Source organism: Phenylobacterium sp., from assembly GCF_022402485.1.
Lineage (GTDB): Bacteria > Pseudomonadota > Alphaproteobacteria > Caulobacterales > Caulobacteraceae > Phenylobacterium.
This window is the reverse complement of the sequence record NZ_JAKRSA010000027.1, coordinates 87,499-103,826: the sequence shown is the minus strand read 5'-3', so window position 1 is coordinate 103,826 and position 16,328 is coordinate 87,499. Positions and strand designations below refer to the sequence as shown.

15 protein-coding genes and 1 tRNA gene are annotated in these 16,328 nt (G+C 65.9%); 8 read left to right on the top strand and 8 right to left on the bottom strand.

The genetic code is table 11. From position 1 onward, the window contains the following. Window positions 1–93: 93 nt before the first annotated feature. The 5 genes from MH112_RS11250 to MH112_RS11230 form a co-directional block, all read right to left on the bottom strand. Window positions 94–747 carry a DUF2490 domain-containing protein gene (locus MH112_RS11250; protein ID WP_296567782.1) on the bottom strand — a complete coding sequence of 218 codons (654 nt, stop codon included), beginning with the start codon at window positions 745–747 and terminating at the stop codon, window positions 94–96. A gap of 153 nt (window positions 748–900) precedes the next feature. After that, complete coding sequence (locus tag MH112_RS11245) at window positions 901–1,707, bottom strand: AraC family transcriptional regulator (RefSeq protein WP_296567781.1); 807 nt, start codon at window positions 1,705–1,707, stop codon at window positions 901–903. Between the two features lie 128 nt (window positions 1,708–1,835). Then, window positions 1,836–3,920 (bottom strand): molybdopterin cofactor-binding domain-containing protein, encoded by a 2,085-nt coding sequence (locus tag MH112_RS11240; protein ID WP_296567780.1) that lies wholly within the window; start codon window positions 3,918–3,920, stop codon window positions 1,836–1,838. After that, window positions 3,920–4,375 (bottom strand): (2Fe-2S)-binding protein, encoded by a 456-nt coding sequence (locus MH112_RS11235; protein WP_296567778.1) that lies wholly within the window; start codon window positions 4,373–4,375, stop codon window positions 3,920–3,922. The genes MH112_RS11240 and MH112_RS11235 overlap by 1 nt, the downstream gene beginning before the upstream one ends. Window positions 4,376–4,624: 249 nt before the next feature. Beyond that, on the bottom strand, window positions 4,625–5,665 hold the full coding sequence (locus MH112_RS11230; protein WP_296567776.1) for a sensor histidine kinase: 1,041 nt from the start codon (window positions 5,663–5,665) through the stop codon (window positions 4,625–4,627). 359 nt (window positions 5,666–6,024) lie between these two features. Between MH112_RS11230 and MH112_RS11225 the strand changes: the two genes are divergently transcribed. Continuing rightward, window positions 6,025–7,194 (top strand): hypothetical protein, encoded by a 1,170-nt coding sequence (locus MH112_RS11225; RefSeq protein WP_296567775.1) that lies wholly within the window; start codon window positions 6,025–6,027, stop codon window positions 7,192–7,194. A gap of 443 nt (window positions 7,195–7,637) precedes the next feature. Here MH112_RS11225 and MH112_RS11220 read toward each other — a convergent pair whose 3' ends face one another. Then, window positions 7,638–7,817 carry a hypothetical protein gene (locus MH112_RS11220; RefSeq protein ID WP_296567772.1) on the bottom strand — a complete coding sequence of 60 codons (180 nt, stop codon included), beginning with the start codon at window positions 7,815–7,817 and terminating at the stop codon, window positions 7,638–7,640. A gap of 388 nt (window positions 7,818–8,205) precedes the next feature. Between MH112_RS11220 and MH112_RS11215 the strand changes: the two genes are divergently transcribed. The 3 genes from MH112_RS11215 (at window position 8,206) to MH112_RS11205 (ending at window position 10,058) form a co-directional block, all read left to right on the top strand. After that, a complete protein-coding gene (locus MH112_RS11215; protein WP_296567770.1) occupies window positions 8,206–8,376 on the top strand; it encodes a hypothetical protein in 171 nt (56 codons plus the stop codon). Between the two features lie 159 nt (window positions 8,377–8,535). Then, window positions 8,536–8,955 (top strand): hypothetical protein, encoded by a 420-nt coding sequence (locus MH112_RS11210; protein WP_296567768.1) that lies wholly within the window; start codon window positions 8,536–8,538, stop codon window positions 8,953–8,955. Beyond that, complete coding sequence (locus tag MH112_RS11205; RefSeq protein WP_296567766.1) at window positions 8,952–10,058, top strand: site-specific integrase; 1,107 nt, start codon at window positions 8,952–8,954, stop codon at window positions 10,056–10,058. The genes MH112_RS11210 and MH112_RS11205 overlap by 4 nt, the downstream gene beginning before the upstream one ends. A 102-nt stretch (window positions 10,059–10,160) precedes the next feature. Here MH112_RS11205 and MH112_RS11200 read toward each other — a convergent pair. Further along, a tRNA-Ser gene (locus tag MH112_RS11200) sits at window positions 10,161–10,250 on the bottom strand. A gap of 215 nt (window positions 10,251–10,465) precedes the next feature. Here MH112_RS11200 and MH112_RS11195 point away from each other — a divergent pair. The 4 genes from MH112_RS11195 to MH112_RS11180 are packed head-to-tail and all read left to right on the top strand — an operon-like array spanning window position 10,466 to window position 15,225. After that, window positions 10,466–12,082, top strand: coding sequence for an exopolysaccharide biosynthesis polyprenyl glycosylphosphotransferase (locus tag MH112_RS11195; RefSeq protein ID WP_296567764.1), 1,617 nt, complete (start codon window positions 10,466–10,468; stop codon window positions 12,080–12,082). A 10-nt stretch (window positions 12,083–12,092) separates the two neighbouring features. Continuing rightward, entirely contained in the window at window positions 12,093–13,535 is a 1,443-nt protein-coding gene (locus MH112_RS11190; RefSeq protein ID WP_296567762.1) for a lipopolysaccharide biosynthesis protein, read from the top strand. Next, window positions 13,532–14,452 (top strand): glycosyltransferase family A protein, encoded by a 921-nt coding sequence (locus tag MH112_RS11185; protein WP_296567761.1) that lies wholly within the window; start codon window positions 13,532–13,534, stop codon window positions 14,450–14,452. The genes MH112_RS11190 and MH112_RS11185 overlap by 4 nt, the downstream gene beginning before the upstream one ends. After that, on the top strand, window positions 14,452–15,225 hold the full coding sequence (locus MH112_RS11180; protein ID WP_296567759.1) for a polysaccharide deacetylase family protein: 774 nt from the start codon (window positions 14,452–14,454) through the stop codon (window positions 15,223–15,225). Before MH112_RS11185 ends, MH112_RS11180 begins: the two co-directional genes overlap by 1 nt. A gap of 6 nt (window positions 15,226–15,231) precedes the next feature. Here the strand turns inward: MH112_RS11180 and rsgA are convergent, their stop codons facing one another. Then, the gene (gene rsgA / locus MH112_RS11175; RefSeq protein ID WP_296567758.1) at window positions 15,232–16,299 is read right to left on the bottom strand and encodes a ribosome small subunit-dependent GTPase A; all 1,068 of its coding nucleotides are present in this window, start codon (window positions 16,297–16,299) and stop codon (window positions 15,232–15,234) included. Window positions 16,300–16,328 lie beyond the last annotated feature (29 nt).

Sequence of the window (16,328 nt, the reverse complement as noted above, 5' to 3'; positions counted from 1 at the left end):
GGTGCAAACCCAACTTGCCGGCACCTCCTGGGGTCGCCCAAAGGTGACGCAGGGGCGCAAAGGCCCCGCGCGCCAAAGCGCGGCTTTTATGGCCTAGAAATCCACATTGAAGCCGATGAACGGCGCGTGTCCGATCCGGTCTGGCCGGCCCTCACGGATGTCCTGCTGGCGCAGATAGCCAAGGCTGAGATCATAGGGACCAAACCCCCGCTCGAACCCGACAAAGGTTCGCACCCCAGTCAGGCCTGTCTGACCATTCTCCGACGTGCTCGCCAGGGTCATGATCAGCTCGGCGTCGGCTGCAAGGCTCCAGCCGTCTTCGGTCTGGCCCAGGGGTATGGTGGTTCCCAGTCTTTGGCGCAGGCGCCAGCCCGTATTCGGATCAGTGGACACAAACCGCTGCTCCAGCCGGGTTCGGAATTCCAGGGCCCGCCAGCCGTATCCGACCTGCTGCAGAAACCGGACTTCCTCCTGATCAGGTCCATTCCAGCGCTGCTCGGCACCCAGGCTCCACTTCGTCCCGTTCTCGGCCTTTCGATTCAGCCAGAGCCGGACATAGTAGGTGTCGTCCCGGGGCGCTTCGCGCAGCCGCTGGGCAGTTTCGATCTCCACCTCGGTTTGCTCGTCCAGGCTATGGGTGACCGACGGATTGAACCAAAGCTCCGCCGCCTCATCCGTGGCCATGGCCGCCCCGGGAAGCCCCATTACCGCAAAGGCAAAAAGGGCAAGACCAAGGGCAACGCGCATGAGGCTCTCCAGACCAGGGGCGCGGGCGACCAGAAGGCAGTATCCTGGCTGGGCCGCGAGGGAGAACAGGATACCTGTTCGGACACCTGCAGGTATAAGCCGTTTAGCTGCCTACAAAGCCCCCGCCGAATGGCCTAGGCCGTCGGAGTTTCTTCAGGCCTGCACGCCGCTGATACCAAACTGCGTCCGAAAGGCCGCCGGCGGGATGCCAACGGAGCGGCTGAAGGCGCGGGTAAAGTGCGCCTGGTCGGCATAGCCCGACAGAAAACCGACTTCAGCCAGGCTCGGCCCTCCACGCAAGCATACCTGTTCGGCGGCAACCTGCAGCCGACACTCCGCCAACAGTCGCGCAAAGGGTCGCTCGGCCCCAGCGAGCCGCCGCTGCAGGGTCCGCGACGAGGTACCAACCCGCAGCGCCATGTCATCGACGGTCCAACGGCGAACAGGATCGCTGAGCAGATGACCCCGGACAGCCTCAACCAGCCCCCTGCCGGGCTCCTCGTCATGGGCGGCCAGGGCCCTTGCAGGTGTCACACCAAGAGGCGTCAACGCGGGCTTGAGTTGGAATTGCCTGGATAATTTGCGCGGCGCCAGCCAGACGGCATTGCTCCGGACCACCTCTCCCGTGTCCAGGGTCAGGCGCGCGGCACCTCCTGTGACTTGCTCGACCATGACCGTGACGACCGCCACCACCAGCAGGGTCTCTGCCCCCGTGGGCTCCGGTCCCTGGTCGATCGCGTGGTGAGTCAGATGGAAGGCGCCGCCTGGTTCGGGAGTCCACGTCAAGCGGTGACGCGCATGACTGAAGCGCTCAAGCCGGCTCCACCGATCCAGCAGATCAGCGCCATCGCGAGCCTGGATCAGGGCCTGCATCACAGGCTCTGGCGGAAGCTCTGGTATGACATCTGCGATCTGCAGGATTGCCAGCGCTCCATGGGCGGCCTCGATCGCGGCCAACACCTCGCGCTTCTGCGCCTGCTGGACATGTGCGCCAATCGGCGCGGTCGATCGCACAAGGCCTTGCCGTTCGAGCCCCGCGGCCACCAAACGCATCATGGCCGCCGAGGCAAAATCCGTCGTCCTGTCCCTCATGGTGCCAGAGCGAACCCGGCGGGGTCGATAGGGAACCTCACCGGTCGTTGGCCGGTGGCCGCCCGGATCGCATTGGCGATGGCGCCTGGCCCCGCCACGATCGCGGTCTCACCCGCCCCTGACAGCGTGGTCTTCCCCACCACCAGATCGACCACAATGGGCGGGGTATCGCTCATGCGCGGGATCGGCGCATCTGCGAAGGTTTCCGCCACAACCCGGCCCGCCTCGACGGGCAAGTTATCAGAGAGCACCATCCCAATGGACCAGACCAGATTGCCCTCGCATTGCGCCCGGACCTGGTCGGGATTGATCACCAGCCCGCAGTCATGGGCGCACCAAAGCTTGGTCACCTTCACCTGACCCTCCGGCGTCACGGCCACGTCAGCCACCACGGCAGCGTAGCTGGTCTCCTTGTAAACGCCACAGGCCAGCCCCCTGCCCGTCCGGTTCCGCAGGGGAAGGCCGGCCGACGGGGCGGGAGGTCGCCCCCACTCCGCGATCTCAGCGACCCGGCGAAGGACCCCGGCAAGCCGCACATCGCTCACATGGGCCAGTCGGAACGCCAGGGGATCAATCCCGGCCGCCAGGGCCGCTTCATCTATGGCGCTCTCAATGGCCAGGCCGTTGGGGCCAGCCCCAAGACCCCGCCATGGGCCGGTGTGAACTGACAGGCGCTCGGCGTCGTAGCGCGCTTGAGCGCGGCCAAGCTCGTAGGGTGCCTTCATCCCCCGGGCAACTCCGCCGTCCCCCAACAGCAGATCTGTGCCCCTCTGCATCCATGCCGGGGCGACGGCGGCTGTGAAAAGGATGTGCGATGAGACCTGCCCGTGCCCCCAGTCAGTGACTTTCCCGTCCACCACCCTGGCCTGCACCCGATGTGACGAAGGCGGGCGATGGAACCCGAGGGCAAACTCCTGGGCCCGCGTCCACTGAACCTTGACCGGCACCGCCCCGGCCTTGGACAGCGCCGCAGCCTCGGCCTCCACCGTGCAGATTGTCTTGCCGCCAAAGGCACCGCCGATGCGGCAGGACTGGACCGTGACCTGTTCGGTAGAAAGCTTGAAGGCGTCCGCGAGCACGTCCCGAACATAGAAGGCGTCTTGCGTTCCGGCCCAGACCTTCAAGGCCCCCGCATCCCAGGAAGCCACAGCGGCCCGGGGCTCGATCGGCGCATGCGCGGCGAGCGGTATGTCCAGGCGGATATCCACATCCCAAGCGCCGGGCTCCGGGGTCCCGTCCAGCACGGTATGCGGCAGCGCCCCCTTCGCCAGCCGGGCGTCGATGTCGATGACCTGTGAGATGTCACGGACCCTCGACGTCTTATCGATGTCCCATTCCACCGCCAGAGCTTCGGCGATGGCGGCCAGAACGCCGGGACGCTCCGCCAGGATGCCCAGACCCCGTGCGCGGCCAATGGCCGGACCGCAGGCCTCTACCACAGCCACGAAACCTGGTATCCGCAAGGCCGCGTCAATGTCCCACCGACGTGGACGGGAGGCTGTCTCCACCGGAGCCGGCGCGCGCAGCACTCGCCCAAATAGCATCCCTGGCAGGCGCACATCGGCGCTATAGAGCGGCTCTCCCGTGACGATCTCACGACCGTGGACGATCTCAGGCGAGGTGCCTGAGGCACCGCCGGGCTGGAACGCCCGAAGCTCTCGAAAGGGTCGCGGGTTGACCTCGACCAGCCCCTGCTGGCGACCTGCGGCCAGGGCGTCACGAAGGGCCGCACAGGCTTGGGCCAAAGGCTCAGCAAACTGCATCACGGACTCGCTGCCCACCGTCGCCCGGACTCGCGGCAGGGCCGTGTCGTGCAGCTCGACCTCGACAGCTTCCCAGGGGACGCCCAGTTCCGCCACGGCCACCTGCTTCAGCGCGGTGGCGATGTTCTGGCCCATTTCTGCCCGGGGAAGGGTCAGGGTGAAGCGGCCATCGCGGTGGGCGATCCAGCCCACGGCGTCAGCCAGGTCCGGGAGCGGCCGCCTAGGGATCACCGGAACCAGCGCGCCGACCGCAGCGCCTGCGCCGACCAGGGCCACCAGTCCGCCCCCCGCCAGGGCCAGTATGTCCCGACGCCGCATCAGCTTAGCTCCACAGCCTGCTGAATAGCCGCCCGAATTCGCTCATAGGTGCCACAGCGGCAGAGGTTGCCATCCAGCGCCGTCTCCACGTCAGTCGCGCTCGGTCGTGGGGTCTGCTCCAGGAGCGCCACTGCCAACATGATTTGGCCGGCTTGGCAGTAGCCACACTGCGGGACTGCAGCGGCGAGCCAAGCCTGCTGCACGGGATGGAGCGCTTCGGCCGAGCCCAGACCTTCGATGGTGCGTACGGTAAGCCCCTGCGCGTCCCCCGCCCTTACGACGCAAGACCGCGTCGCTACGCCATCCACGATCACAGTACAGGCGCCGCAAATCCCCACGCCACAGCCGAACTTCGCCCCACTCAGACCATAGGCCTCCCGCAGGAGGCTCAGCAGGGTCTCGTCCGCCCAATCCTCGGGGATGGATTGGGGCGCGCCATTAAGAATGAGGAACACAGTCGGCCTCCAGACTGGATGGATCTGGCCGAATGATGCTCGGTCACGACCGGCAGGTCTTGAACGATCGCGCCACATCAGTGGGCGGCTCTGCCAGACCTATGACCTGGGTCCGCATGATCATGCTCCAATGGCTGCCAGCAATACGACGCGCGGCGTGTCCAGAACTGACGAGAATGAAGGAATGCGCCATGCGCTTTGCGCATCAGCTGCTCATCCCATAGGCCAGCTGCCTCGAGATTGAGGCGTTTAGCGCCCGGTGTCGGTGCCGATATCGGCGGCCTCTGTATGGGCCACGGAGATAATCGTCCCGGGGTGGGCTTCAGCGACACTGACCCGGGCATCCAGCTGGTTGGCGAGGGCTTCGACGATGCTGGTGCCCAGTCCGGGGGTCGCGCTGGCCGCGTCCTTGGGCATGCCCACACCATTGTCGGCCACCGAGAGGGTCCAGTTTGGTCCCTCGGATTCATAGCCAACCTCGATCTTGCCCTGTCGCCCACCCGGAAAGGCATGTTTGAGGCAGTTGATCACCAGCTCGGTGACGATCAGCCCCAGGCTCACGGACACATCGGCTTCGCTGGTGCTGTCATCAGCCTTTACCTCCAGGACCAGCTGTTCGTGATCGCGGATCATCGAGGCACCGATGCTGTCACAGAGCTTGCTGAAATAGGCGCGCAGCTCCACCTCGCCGAGGCGCGACGCCGACAATTGTTGCTGCAAGGCGGCTACCGACATCACCCGGTTGTGGGCGTCGGTCAGGTGATGGCGAGACTCATCTGAGTTCACCCGTCTGGCGCTTTGTAAGATCACACTGGCGATGATTTGCAGGCTGTTGGCCACCCGATGCTGCAGCTCCTGCAACAGGATCGCCTTCTCCCGCACAAGATCGTCCTTCAGCTTGGCGGCCAGCCGCGCATCGGTCACATCGACCACCGACAACAGGATGTAGCTGTGGGTGGCGTCGCCGAAGTCCAGCTTCTGGGCGTTGACCACCAGACGACGGGCGTCCCCCTTGGTCAGGGCGAGATCCATTTCATAGGCGTCGATTTCGGCATCGCCCGCGGCGGTGGCCTGCAACAGCGAGCGCAGCTGACGTATGTCCCATTCCCCCGCGCCCAGCTGGAACAGCAGCCGGCCCGGCGCACCGACCGGATCAATCTGGAACGCCCGGTAAAAGGTCTTGCTGGCACCCATGACCCTCAGGTCACCGTTCAGCAGCACCATGGGGGAATTTGAGGATGCGACAATCGCCAGCCCAAGGCTCTGTAGGGCATCGGGATGGACAGGCATGGCTAGCCTTTCAAAACGCCGGAGGCCTGCGGAGCGCAATCCATAGCCGGTGGCCTGTTCGCAAAGGTAGAACCCGTCGCCCGGCAAACCCGACCATATTCCAAACATTTAACACACTCTACCTGACGGCGTGAGTATATCTGCACTTGAGGCGGACAACCCTGTGGCGAGCGCCCCAAGATCGCCCCGGTTGAAGGCCGAGCGCGTCCGTCATCTGGCCACGGAACTCTCTTTCCATCGCAACAAAGTGGTCGAGCACGCGTTCCTGACCTTGCAGGACGAAGCTTGGGCGTCCTGCCGAACATTGGGTCGCGTCGTCCGATGACCCTGTCCAACCCGCCCCGGCGCAAGAGACCGCCATGACCCGATTTCTGACCCTCGCCGCCCTGACGGCGGGCCTACTTGCCGCGTCCGCGCCTGGAGCTCAGGCGCAGTACCGCTCGCCTGCCGCCAGCCTGGGGGGGTCCTGTCAGACTATCCAGACCCTGCAGACCGGCTATGTCACCGCTGAGTGCCGCGATGATCAGGGCCGCTACCGCTGGAGCAGCATCTATGCGCCCCAATGCCGCAGCGAGCTCATAAACCGCAACGGTGTCCTCGCCTGCCAGGGGGCCACCGGCAATGCCGGGGGATATGTCAGTCAGCCGACGTCCCAAGGCTCAACCGCCGCCAATGTGATCGGCGCGATTGCCCAGGCCCTGCTCGGCGTAGACAATGATCCCGTCTGGGGCCAGCCCGGCGATCAGGATCCTAACCAGTCCTACGGCCGCCCGGGCTGGGACTATGGGACCACAGGCCAATGGGTCCCGATCGCCAGTCGGAAAGCCTGGCTGGAGGATCGCCTTGCGACAGGTCAGTGGGATCGCAGCCTGTCGCGCCAGGACGCCACGCGCCTCCGCTCAGAGTTTCAGGCCATCGCCCGGCTTGAGGTCCAGTACCGCCGGGGCGGACTGAGCAATACCGAACAGGCCGATCTTGACCGTCGCTTCGATGCCCTGAGCGCCCGCCTGCCCGGCGTTCGTCAGAATGGCCCATACGGCTGGCAAGGTCTCACCGAGCGCCAGGCCGAGGTCGACGCCCGGATCGACGCCGCCCTGCGCGATCGCGCCCTGAGCGTCCGGGACGCCGCCCAGCTTCGCGCCGACTTCCAGGCGATCGTCCGGCTCGAAAGCCAGTATCAGCAACGCGGAATGACCAACGCGCAGCAAACCGACCTGAACCGCCGGTTCGAGGCCCTCACGGCCCGCATTCCGAACCAGGGCCAGTACGGTCAGTCCAATCCGTATGGCCAGTACGGCTGGGAAAGCATTAGCCAGCGGCAGGCCCAGATCGAGGCGCGCCTCAACACCGCCCTGCGCAACCGCGCCCTCAGCAACTGGCAGGCCGCGCGCCTGCGGGCTGACCTCAGCGCCCTCGTGCGCCTGGAAACTCAGTACAGCCAGGGGGGCATAACCCGCGCCGAACAGGCCGACCTGGACCGCCGCTTCAACGCCCTCAGCGCCCAGATCCCCGGCGCAAACGCCTACTAAGCAAAGAGGCTGCACGCCACGCACACCGCAGCGCCCATCAACGGCGCTGCGGTGAAGCGACATCATGTGCGGAAATGATGAGGAAAGGTGGCGGTGACGAAGCGGCGATCTAGTCTATTGGCAGTTGGATCTCGCATCAGCGCCTGGGTAAGCGCTCCTGATCAATATTACGCTCTTGCCGCCCCAGACTGTAAGCGCATGGCGAACTAACATTGAGCCAAACATCGTAGGCCACGTGGCAGTGACAAAGCTCTAATCGCCCTGAGAGCTGCGAGCTGCGAGCTGCGAGCTGCGAGATCTGTAAATTGAAAACTTAGGGTTACCCAGCGTACGGTCTCGCTCTTTCACTTAATACATGAAGTCGGACAAATTCTTCCCGAGGTCATATTTGATCCAGACAACCCGGTTAGGCATAGACCGAATGTTTGCCCGCGCCGCTCAGATTAAAACAATCGGTAGATAGTCAATCTATCAAAGATGGGCAGTTCCTTGGCGTCCTCTAGGCTGGCCATCAACTGGTCAATGGTCGTCCCCAGTTCTACCGACTTTGAATGTTCAGCCTCCGCCGAGCCGGTGGCTGCAGCAAGCAGAACCAGCGAGGCCAAGCCTGTCACCCAGAACATTACGTCCCCCTCCAGCGAGAGGCTCACAATAGCCGAGGCAAGGGCGGGCGCCTGCCTCTATTTCTGGCCCACTAAAAAGCTGGTAAAATCGGCGGCAAAATCGCTCGCGTAGACCGAGAGTTTTTCTCAATAAAATCAATGGGAAATAGCGGCAGTGGAGGGATCAAACCTAGCCACATCAAGGACTTCCCGGGAGTGGAAGGTGGGGGCCAGTTGGCAGCTTCCAGACAGACTGCCTTCTGCCCCCCCGGCACCCACTCGAAACGCCCACGGGATAGGCTTTCAGGCCTGCATAGGCGGTGCCATGATGGCAGGGCGAATTACTGCTCACCCTTGGCACAGGAGACTCTAACTAAAGGCTACCCCAAGGACACTTAAAGGAACCTTCATGACAGACAAACCCGTCCCCCTCCTCGACCGGCTGGGCGACCTTCGAGACTTCCTGAAGGCTGCCAGGGAACACGAGGAGGCCCAGCCCATGGTGACTGCCGACGACCTGGAGACATTCGATGAGCACATCGCCACCGTCGATGACGCCTGTGAGGCGCTGAGTCCTTAAGGGACCGCCTGTCAATTTCAGGCCCACCCACAACCCTCAGCCTCACCGCTGGGGGTTTTCATTTGGAGAGAGCCTTGAGCCTGAAAGTTGACCATCATCCAGGTTTAACGCAGATACTGGATAATCTGCGCCTAGCCCGAGACCTGGAGCGAACTGACCATGACCCGTAAGAACCTCACCATGGCTACCACGCCCGATCTTCTGCCCGGTTCCGCGCACGCCTTCGAGCGTTTGGCTGCGGCCATCCAGATACTCTCGGAGATGGTGCCGCCTAGACTCAGTGCCCGCCAACTCCTGGCCTTCTCAATCATCGCCTATGCCAACGCGATGGGCCGGCGCATCACCCTGGCTGAGGTCCGGGAGATCGCCGGGGACGGCCTGGGGGTGTCCATAGAGCGGACCATCAATAGCTTCTTCGAGCCCACCCGGCGCGAGCCTGACGGCCTGGGCTGGCTGGAGCAGGTCCCCGACGAAGACGACCGACGCCGCAAGTTCCTGGTCCTCACTGCTGAGGGCCGGCGTGCGGTCAACGAGATCACCGCCGCCTTCACGGCGACTGAGAGGGAGCTCCCGGCATGAACTTGAGACAGAAGCCCAGCGGCATCTGGGTGGTGGACTTCGAGGGGCCAGACGGCAATCGCCGCCGCGTCTCGACGGGCCTCCGTGACAAGCGGGAGGCCGCCAAGAGGGCGCGAGAGATCGTCCTGGGTATCGACACCCCACCGCCACCCTCAACGGCCCCTAGGCCCGGCTCTGAGGCCGCTCAGGGGCTCACCATGGCCAGCCTGTTCGACCTCTGCTGCAAAGGGGATGGCCCCTGGAGCGTCCGCGCCGCCAAGTCGCAGCGCACCGTGAAGTCGAACGTGAAGATACTGACGGAGATGCTGGGGTCAGAGCCGGTGTCATCCATCGGGGTCCTGCGGCTGAACCAGCTGCGGGATGGCCTGTTCGCCCGGGGCTATGCCCCCGCCACCGTGAAGCGGAAGCTGGACGCGGTCAGCCGCGCCCTCACCTATGCGGTCAGCCTCGCCCTGATCCCCTCCCGACCGGCCATGCCCTCGGTGAAGATCGACAACCTGCAGGACCGGGTCCTAGAGGACGACGAGGAGGCTGCCATCTGGGCTGCCATCGACCGGCGCATAGCGGCCGAACCGCAGCGGCAGTGGACCCGGTTCCGACACCTGATCCGGTGGCTTCTGGACACCGCCTGCCGCCTGGGTGAGCCCCTGCAGGCCAGCCCCAGCTGGGTCGCCACGCACCGGCAGCGCGCCGTCCTGGAGATACCAGCCTGGGCCACGAAGACGGGGAAGCCTCGCGCCATCCCCCTGTCTGAGGCTGTGGTCGAGACCCTCACCTACCTGCGGGTGACCGCGACCAACGACAAGCTGTTCGACATGCTCCCCGCCACCGTCTGGTATATGTGGGACACGATCCGCGCCGACGTTCGGGAGCAGACGAAGCTCAACATCGACGACGTGAAGCTCCACACCCTGCGCCACACGTGCCTGACGCGCCTGCTTCGGGGCGGTCTGCCCCTCCACAAGGTCAGCATCTGGGCTGGCCACGCCAACGTGAAGATCACCCTGGAGCGATACGCCAAGGTGAACGTGTCCGATCTGATGGACGGCCTGGACATTCTGGACGCGCCCCCGACACCGCACCTCAAAGCGGTATCTGCATGATCGCAGAAACCCCGCCGTCAAGGGTGCCAGTAAAAGGCCCGCCATCTGTGCCATATGCGGCACCCCTGGGGCGGCCTAGCTGTTGATTTCAGTGAGAAAAAGTGGCGGTGACGGAGGGATTCGAACCCTCGATACCCTTTCAGGTATGACGATTTAGCAAACCGTTGCCTTCAGCCACTCGGCCACGTCACCATATGATTTCAGCCGGGTTGTCTCCCGTGCCCTCAGCGCCGATCGGGAAGGTGAATCCCCAAGGCGGCGGCGAAGGAGGGTCTCCATAGCCGAAACCCTGGCCTGGGGGCAACGGCTCAAAATCGTCCCCATGGCAAACAGCAAGACCCCGCCGGTTAACCTGTCGATCAGAGGCCTCGTTCATAATGAGCGTCACACAGGGTCTCTCGAGCAGAATGTCCAACCTCGTTCACCTTCCCCGCCGCGAGGACCGCCTCCGCCCAGCGCGCCGGCCGGAGGCGTGGACGGGCGAAGCCCTCCCTGACGAAGCCCTGCCTGACGAAGCTCCGGGCGATGAGGCGTCGGCCTTTTCGCCGGCCCCCGATGATCGCCTGCCGCCGCCCGAGGTGGCGGGAAGCCAGGATCGCCGTGGCCCGATGCGCCCGGGCCAACTCAGCCCCAGCCGTCGCAGGCTCCACGGTCAGGCCTTTGCCTGGACCTTTCAGGGGGTGGATGGCCTTTGGCTGAGCCTCGTCGCCCTGGCGGCCTTTGTGACCGGCGGTAGCGATCAGGCGGGCGTCTACGCCACGCCGGTGCTGTCGGTGATGGTGATGCTCAGCCTTTTCGATCTCTATGCCTTCCGCGCCCGACAGGGCCTGGCCTACCACCTGGCCATGACCTCGATGGCCATCGCCCTCGGGATCGTCCTGGGGGTGCTGCTGCTCGACGCCTTCCTGCCGCTGGGTGAGGTGCTCTCGCGTTTGTCGGCCTGGATCGTCGGGGTGTTTGTGGGGCTCTACGTCCTTCACGCCCTATGGTGGCTGCAGGTGCGCCGTTGGCGCGCCGAAGGGCGCATGACCCCCAATGTGGTTGTGGTCGGTGCCACCAAGGCTGCGGAGCGGCTGATCAGCCGGGCGCTGAAGACGGGTGAGGTCAATGTCCTGGGGGTCTTTGACGATCGTCTGGCCCGCAATCCCGAAGCCCTGCGCGGGGTGCCCCTGCTCGGCGACACCCAGGCGCTCCTGAGCCATCGGATCATGCCGTTTGTCGACCGCGTGATCGTGGCGGTGCCCACGGGTGCCCAGGAGCGGGTCCGCCAGGTGATTGCGGCCCTGCGTCCCCTGCCCAATGAGGTCAGCCTGCTGCTGGAAGACGATTTCCTGACGGCTGCCGGATTGTCCTCCGCACACTCTAACCTGATCAGCGATCTGCCCCTGGCGCGGGTCGCGGGCATTCCGCACCATCTCGGCAGTGCCACCGTCAAGCGTGCGGTCGATCTGTTGGTTGGCAGTCTGGCCCTGGTCTGCGCCCTGCCCGTCATGGCCCTGGTGGCCCTGGCCATTCGCCTCGACAGCCCAGGCCCCATCCTGTTCACCCAGCGCCGCCAGGGCTTCAACAACGAAGAGATCATCGTCTGGAAGTTCAGGTCCATGCGCCACGACGTGGCCGACGCCAATGCGCGCCGCCAGGTTCAGGCCGGCGACGACCGCGTGACCCGGGTCGGCCGCCTGATCCGCAGCACCAGCCTTGATGAGCTGCCGCAGATCTTCAACGTCCTGAGCGGCGAGATGTCCCTGGTGGGGCCCCGCCCCCACGCCATCGGCATGATGACCGGCGATGTGGAGTCCGCGCGGCTGGTGGCCGAGTACGCCCACCGCCATCGGATGAAGCCTGGCATGACCGGTTGGGCGGCCATCAATGGCTCCCGCGGGCCGGTGGATACCCCTGAAGATGTCCGCCGCCGGGTGGAGCTGGATGTCGAGTACATCGAGCGTCAGTCCCTCTGGCTGGACCTGTACATTATCGCCATGACCATCCCCTGCCTGCTCGGGGATCGGCAGGCTTTGCGCTAGGCGGACCCTCATGTTCTGGCGCGGCGTGGTCGGCTACCTGCCGGTGAACATCATCCAGGGTCTGGTGGGTCTGGCGACCATCGTCACCTTCACCCGGCTGCTGGAGCCCTCGCAGTTCGGCGACTATGCCCTGGGCTTTGCCGCCATGAGCCTGCTGCATACGGCTGTTTTCACCTGGAACGAGGCGGCGATGGCCCGTTACTGGGTCGGTGAGTCCGACCGGGGTCATGGCCGCCAGCATGCCGCCACGGTCTACCGGACCTGGCTGGCCCTGCTGACGGTGCTGCCTGTGGCTCTGGCCGCCGCCCTGCTGATCCCTATGTCGCCGGGCCTGAAACTGGCTGTGATCGCCGGGGTCCTGTCCGTCCTGCCCCGGACGTTTGCCAAACTGGCCCAGGAGCGCCGCCGGGCGCAGGGCGATGTGGCCGGCGCAGCGACCATCGAAATCATTCAGACCCTGGGGGCCTTTGGCCTGGGTGCCATCCTGGCCTGGCAGGGGTTTGGCGGCGCAGCGCCCCTGATCGGTTTTGGCCTGGCCGCGGTCGTCTGCATGATCTGGGCCCTGCCCCAGGAGGTGGTCGAGAGCCGCCAGGGGACGTTTGAAGCCCCCCGGGCCCAACGCCATCTGAGCTATGGCCTGCCGGTCGCCCTGTCTCTGATCCTGGCCCTGGCGCTTTCGACCACTGACCGGTTCCTGCTGGCCGCCTTCCTCGATGAGGCGACGGTGGGCGTCTATCATGCGGGCTACAGCCTGGCGAACCGCACCCTCGATGTGCTGTTCATCTGGCTCGGCGCCGCGGGAGGTCCGGCCCTCATTGCCGCCCTGGAGCGTGGCGGCTCCAGCGAACTCACCCGGGCCGCCCGGGAACAGGCCAGCCTGATGCTGCTGCTCTGTGTGCCGGCCGCCGTCGGCCTGGCCCTGGTGGCCGCTCCCCTGGCGCAGCTGATGGTCGGACCCGATCTGGCCCAGGGCGCGGCCCAGGTAACTCCCTGGATCGCGGTCAGCGGCCTCCTGGCGGGTCTGACCACCTACTACTTCCATCAGGCCTTCACCCTCTCCCAGCGCACCCGGCTGCTGTTGCTGGCCATGGCTGTGCCGGCCCTGGCCAATCTGATCTTGAACCTCATCCTGATTCCGCGCTTTGGGCTCGACGGAGCCCTGTGGGCCACGGTCGCCAGCTACGGCCTGGGGCTTGCGGCCTCCATTGCGCTCGGCGGCCGCAGCCTGGCCCTGCCGATCCCCTGGCGCCCCCTGATCCAGACCCTGGGGGCGACGGCGGTCATGGCCCTGGTGGTGATTCAGATCCCGGCACTCGGGGGCTGGAGTGAGCTCATGCTCAAGGCCGGCGCCGGCGCCCTGGTATTTGGCGCCATCACCTTCACCCTGGATACCGGTGCCCTGCGCAGCCGAGGCCTGGTCCTCCTGCGGAATCTGAAGGCCAGACCCGCATGAGCCCGGCCTTGTGTGACAACGCCGCCTGGGCCGGAGCCACGCCACGCCTGTCGGTGCTGATCCCGTTCAAGGGGGACGACCCCTGCCCGCTGCTGGCGCTGCTGGCCCGGGAGACCGTGGCGGTGGAGATCATCCTGCTGGATGACGGCACCGGCCAGCCGGCCCTGAGCACAGCGGTCGAGGCCGCCATACACGCCTTGAGCTTGCCAGCCCGTCTGGTCACCCTCTCGGCCAATGAGGGCCGGTCCAAGGGCCGCAACCGCCTAGTCAGCCACGCCCGGGCCGCTCATTTCCTGTTTCTCGACAGCGATATGGCACCCGACGGTCCAGACTTCCTGGCCAACTGGCTCGCCCTGATCGACCGGGAGACCCCCGCCGTCGCCTTTGGCGGCTTTTCCTTGCAGCAGGTCTCGCCTCGGCGGGATCAGGCCCTGCACCGGGCCATGGCCGCCCACAGTGACTGCCTGCCGGCCTCTGTGCGGGCCCTCGCCCCAGAGAAGCACGTCTTCACCTCCAACCTCCTGGTCCGCCGGGACGTGTTCGAGGCCGAGGGCTTTGATGAGGGCTTCGCCGGCTGGGGCTGGGAGGATGTGGAATGGGGCATGCGGGTGGCCCGCCGGTGGCCCATCCTGCACCTGGACAACACCGCCACCCATCTGGGTCTAGATCCCGCACCCGTGATGGCGGCCAAGTATGAGCAATCGGCCGCCAACTTCGCCCGGGTGGTGGCCGCCCATCCGGCCGTGGTCGCCACCTATCCCAGTTACAAGGTCGCCAGGATCCTGCGCCGGCTGCCCTACCGCAGGCTGTGGCGTCCGTGGCTCAAGGCCTACGCCCTGAGCGACCTGGCCCCCTTGCCCAGCCGCGCCTTCGCCATGCGTCTCTACCGCGCCGCCCTCTATGCCGAGGCTGTCTGATGTCCCCTGCCGACGCCTACCAACCCGACCGTTCCCTGAAGGGCAAGCTGCGCCGCCGTCTAGTGCGCCTGGCCCATCGTCGGCCCCTGGCAACAGGTCCGGTGACCCCTATGGTCTCCTTCACCTTCGACGATGCGCCCCTCACCGCCGTGGAAACCGGCGCGCGGCTGCTGGAAGATCAGGGGGTCCGAGGCGTGTTCTATGTGTCGGCAGGCCTGGCCGGGGCCGAGGGGCCCATGGGCCGCTTCGCCACCGCCAGCGACTATGCCCGGCTGGCGAAGGCTGGCCACGAGATCGCCTGCCACACCTATTCCCACCTGGACTGCGGCCAGGCACCAGGCCAGGACGCCGATCAGGACGCCGCCCGCAATCGGGAGGCCCTGGCGGACTGGAGCGCCGGTCCGGTGAGCAACTTCGCCTATCCCTATGGGGATGTCGCTGCCGGTCCCAAGTCCGCGCTGGCACCGCGCTACGACGTGCTGCGCGCCCTGCATCACGGGGTGATCGAGACCGGGACCGATCTCAACCAGGCCCCCGCTGTGGGGATTGAAGGGGAAGACGGTGAGGCCATCGCGCAACACTGGATGGCGCGGGCCAAGGCCAGGTCGGCCTGGCTGATCCTTTACACTCACGATGTCCGGCCCGATCCGTCCCCCTGGGGCTGCACCCCAGAGGCCCTCGCGCGGCTGATCGCCTCGGCGCAAGCCCAGGGGCTGGAGATCGTCACCGTGGCGCAGGCCGCCCAGCGGCTCGGGATCAGGGCGGCGGCCTGAGGGCGCTCAGCCTTCTTCTTCGGCGCGGCGGCGGCGGCGCTCGGTCTTGGCCTTGCTGGCCCATAGCTTGCGGTGCGCCACCGAAGCTGCGGGGTCTTCCTTGCGGCTGATAAACGCCCCTTCCCGGTCGAGCTTGCGATAGCTCTCCAGGCGCTCAGGTGCCAAGGCCCCCGACCTTAAGGCCGCCTGCACCGCGCAGCCGGGCTCGGCCACATGGCTGCAGTCGCGGAAACGGCATTCACGGGCCAAGGCCTCAACGTCCTCAAAGGTCTGGGCGTTGGCCTCACCAGGATCCCAGAGCCCCAGCTCCCGCATCCCTGGCGTATCCAGCAACAACGCGCCGCCGGGCAGAAGGACCAGTTCCCTGTGGGTGGTGGTGTGGCGACCGCGACCGTCTGTGGCCCGCACCTCCCCCACCGCCTGACGGGCCTCTCCCGCAAGTGCATTGACCAGGGTCGACTTGCCCACACCGGACATGCCCAGCATCACCGCCGTCGTGCCCGGGGTCAGGAAGGTGCGGAGCCGTTCAAGTCCCAGGCCCGTAGGCGCCGACACCGCCAGCACCGGGGCCCCCAGGGCCACGGCCTCCACCTGGGCGACCATCTCCGCGACATTCTCAACGAGGTCGGCCTTGGTCAGCACCACCACCGGCTGGGCACCCGTTCCCCAGGCCGCCGTGAGATACCGCTCAATCCGGCGCAGGTTGAAGTCGGTATCCAACCCGGTGGTCAGCAGCACCACATCGAAATTGGCCGCCACCACCTGCGGCTTATCCACCACCCCGGCCGCCTTGCGGACAAACTGGCTTCGCCGGGGCAGGACCGCATGGATCGTCGAGACACTGTCGCTGGACTTATAGGCCACCGCCACCCAGTCCCCCACCACCGGCAGGCCCGTGGTCGAGGTGTTGTGCAGGAACCGCCCAGCGGTCTCGGCGGAGAATTCTCCCTCAGCCCCCATCAGCACGAACCGCGCCCGGTGCTGGATCACCACCCGCGCCGGGACAAGCCCCTCGGCCGCGAAAGGGACGAAGGCCTCGGCCAGGGCCTTTGTCCAGCCATAGGGGATCAGCACGGCGAAACGTCTTTGCCCAAAACCAGGAC